The following is a 3,199-nucleotide window of genomic DNA, read 5'->3' as shown; positions in this document are numbered from 1 at the left end:
AGTTGTGTATAAGTGACAGCAATTAGTTTGGAACACATTTATATTGCAGACCCAATAATGAATGTTGACGAGAGATTAATGGGCGTTGAACTTTTAACTCGTTTCATTTCCAATGATGGCCGTCCTTGTCATCCTGACTTTGTTATTTCATCTTGGGATTTAGATAGGAAGCGGCTCTTTCTATACGAACAATGCGGTATCATTTCCAGCAAACAAAAGTGGTTCGAACGAAATAAACTTTTTTGCACACTAAACATTGATCAACAAATGGCTTTTCTCGTTCGGCACGATCAAACATTGATAAAAGCATTTGAATCTATGCCATTCGTCAAACTTGAACTTTCTGAGCATTTCCCTGGTTTGGATAAGGGATTGAAAAGTCCCTTATTAAAATCGCTGAGCCAGGGTGTAAATGGGCTATGGCTCGATGACCTTGGCGCAGGAAACGCGAATGTAGTTAGTTTGATCGAAGGATACTTTGAGGTTGTAAAGATAGATCGCTGCTTCTTTAATGAACAGGTGCAGAAACCAACCTTCAACCTGTTGATTGCATCAATCAAAAAACACTGCGACAAAATTATTATTGAAGGGATTGAGAATAGAGATCATATGGGGTTACTGCGTGAGGTGGGAATTTGGGGATTACAGGGCTATCTTTTTAAATCTGTCCCTTTTAAAAATGTGGATTCATTGCTTTAGTGTTGAAACCATCAAAAAAGGGGCATAAGCCCCTCATTTTTTAAACTCCGTCGTAACAGTGTCAGATTCAGTTTTCTTAGGTGCATTGTTCACCACCTTCTGTTTCACCGTACCGCCTACAGATTTATTTCCCTGCGTTTTAGTTGCAATCACATTAACTGTAGCTTTACTGACAAGCCTGATCTGTTCAAATTCAAGATCGAATTGCATCGCGTATTCAGATTTATAATCGTAGGAAATACCGGAGAGAATAACATTATCGTACACTTTGTGCTCTGTCACTAATGTGATGGGCTGGCGACTTTCAAACATCTTATCGAGGTATTCGATAGCTTGACTGATACGAGTGCCATTCACACCAGCGCTGTATAACAAATCCTTTTCCAGCCTCACCGGAGTTTCGGAAATAATCCCCGATAGCTTGAATGTATTATTCTTAATCTGAACGTGATCGCTCACCTCTGCCCCGCTCTCAACGGGATAGCTGGTAATATCAGCCTGTCTGCGTATTCCCGTATCCGTCACGGCATCAAACACTATCGCCTGATAGTTCTGAATATAGCTATCTGAGGACGAATTATATACAGATGCAAGGATGGTGAATCCGTTTTCACCTTTGGTGCGGGTAGCACTGCTGTTATTACTGTTCTGAGTTGAATTGATACGGGAGGCATCGCTGCCCCCGATAGTTAAACTACCTGGTGTTGCCATTTAGCCCCCCGTCCCTTGTCCAGATGAAACAGCCAGCACCATACGCTGATTGTTATCATTGATACGCTGATCAACGGTAGCATTAAGCATGTTTCCGAATGTCGGATCAGGAGAAATAGTTAGATGGATAAGCCCTTCCGGTAGCTGATTCTGCAATACTACAGGCTGCATGATCGGCGCACTGGCTGGCTTAGCGGGCGCTGCTGCACTCTGTTTCAACATCGAAACAGGAGAGTAATCTCCATTGGTGCTCTGCACGTAGCTGCTCACGTCCTTAGCGTCGCTTGTCCCGTTCCACCATTCGCGCACTGTGTCGAATACATTATGCTCATGACCATCCGCTTTCGGCTGGCTGGCTCCATAGGCGTTAGCCACTGGATTACTTCCAGCCTGTACAGGTGCTGACGTAGTGCCGTAATGCTGGCTAACAGCTTCTTTAGAGGTGTTATCCCCATTGAGTAGGTTGAGCTTACCTGTGATCCAGTTGGTTAGCTTCATCAGACCATCCACCACATCGCCCGCAGCCCGTCCGACACCCTGAAAGAAGGGTAACGCCTCCTGCATAGCGTCCTTAAACTCTCGCATGGTTTCAGGGTCAATCTCTGACATAAACCCTTCGAAGAATGCCAGCTACTGGCTATCGGAGAGAATGCTAAGCTCCTGATTAAACTTACGGTAGGCCACAAGCTGATCCTGCTGTGCTTCATCCAGCCACTGCCCGTTACGCTTGAGCACGTCCACCTGATAAGTAAGAGCCTTCCCGCCATTCATAAAGGCTTTGGCGTAAAGTCCGAGATCGTCCCCGAGGTCTTCAAGATTGTGCAAAATTTCTTGTTCGCTCAATCCTTTAGATTGCATTGTGTTGGTATATGAAGAGACAAAACCAAACGGATTTTTAGCCCATTCTTTAAGCTGTTCAGGCGTGTACCCCATATTCAAAGCGGTGTTAATACCTGTTGGTGCTCCTGTCCATTCACCTTGTTTATTACGTTTCGCATTCAACGCACCATCTGCGAGCTTTTCAGAAACATCTTTTGCTACATCGAGGTTTTTTCTGGCTCCCTGGGTTCCCATCCCGCTATCGATACCATTAGCCTGTGCAAATTGGCCTAACGATTGTAAAAAGTTATAATCTACACCGCCCAATCTGGCACGTTGCACAATTTCGCTACGCTCTTCCTGTGCTGTAACAGCCTCTTTCCCCCATGAATAAGCACCGTAAGCCGCCGCACCAATACCAGCGCCAGCAAGCGCACCAGTGCCTAAGCCCATCAGAGAGCCAGAGATAGCCCCTGTAGCCTTACCACCGCCACCAAGAGCGTTAGCCCCTCCCGCTTTCGCCGCAGCCCTACGCTCAGCGTTAATGCGTCTGTAGCTCTGCTGGAGTCGTTTGATCTCGCTGTTTTGGCGTTGTAATGAGATAGTACCTGCTGCATAAGCCTTAGTGATCCTGCTGGCCTGTAATGCCGCCTGGGTTAATTCGACGTTGGTAAGGTGTTGCATACTTCTAAAGCTGCTGGCAGTGTCCAATAGCTTCAATTCAGCCCGTTCACGGCGCTGTGCGTTTCTTGCGGCCTCTTTCGCTGCCTGAGCCTCTACACGGGCTTGCGCCTTAGCTGCCCTTGCCTTTTCTCGTTCATCGCTATTACGAGGCTTTGACGCTTTCTTATTCAGCTTGTCTAATTCTCTTTCAGCAGATTTAAGCCCTTTGGCTGAATTTTTTCATATTCAACGTGGGATCTTTAATGCCTTTAGCTTTCTTCTGAATTTGATCGAAAGCGTCCATAGC

Annotated in this window: 4 protein-coding genes; 1 reads left to right on the top strand and 3 read right to left on the bottom strand. The window is 46.0% G+C overall.

Going from position 1 to position 3,199, the window contains the following annotated elements:
- Positions 1 to 57 precede the first annotated feature (57 nt).
- Positions 58 to 699 carry an EAL domain-containing protein gene (locus IPZ49_RS22675; RefSeq protein ID WP_227754134.1) on the top strand — a complete coding sequence of 214 codons (642 nt, stop codon included), beginning with the start codon at positions 58 to 60 and terminating at the stop codon, positions 697 to 699.
- Between the two features lie 33 nt (positions 700 to 732).
- Here the strand turns inward: IPZ49_RS22675 and IPZ49_RS22670 are convergent, their stop codons facing one another.
- The 3 genes from IPZ49_RS22670 to IPZ49_RS23295 are packed head-to-tail and all read right to left on the bottom strand — an operon-like array spanning position 733 to position 2,913.
- On the bottom strand, positions 733 to 1,410 hold the full coding sequence (locus IPZ49_RS22670; protein WP_013098598.1) for a phage baseplate protein: 678 nt from the start codon (positions 1,408 to 1,410) through the stop codon (positions 733 to 735).
- Complete coding sequence (locus IPZ49_RS23300) at positions 1,411 to 2,019, bottom strand: hypothetical protein (protein WP_227754133.1); 609 nt, start codon at positions 2,017 to 2,019, stop codon at positions 1,411 to 1,413.
- A 21-nt stretch (positions 2,020 to 2,040) separates the two neighbouring features.
- Complete coding sequence (locus IPZ49_RS23295) at positions 2,041 to 2,913, bottom strand: hypothetical protein (RefSeq protein WP_227754132.1); 873 nt, start codon at positions 2,911 to 2,913, stop codon at positions 2,041 to 2,043.
- Positions 2,914 to 3,199 lie beyond the last annotated feature (286 nt).

This window comes from Enterobacter cloacae complex sp. S2, assembly GCF_015159675.1.
Taxonomy (GTDB): domain Bacteria; phylum Pseudomonadota; class Gammaproteobacteria; order Enterobacterales; family Enterobacteriaceae; genus Enterobacter; species Enterobacter intestinihominis.
The sequence above is the reverse complement of the archived record's forward strand: the minus strand, read 5'-3'. Positions and strand labels throughout refer to the sequence as shown.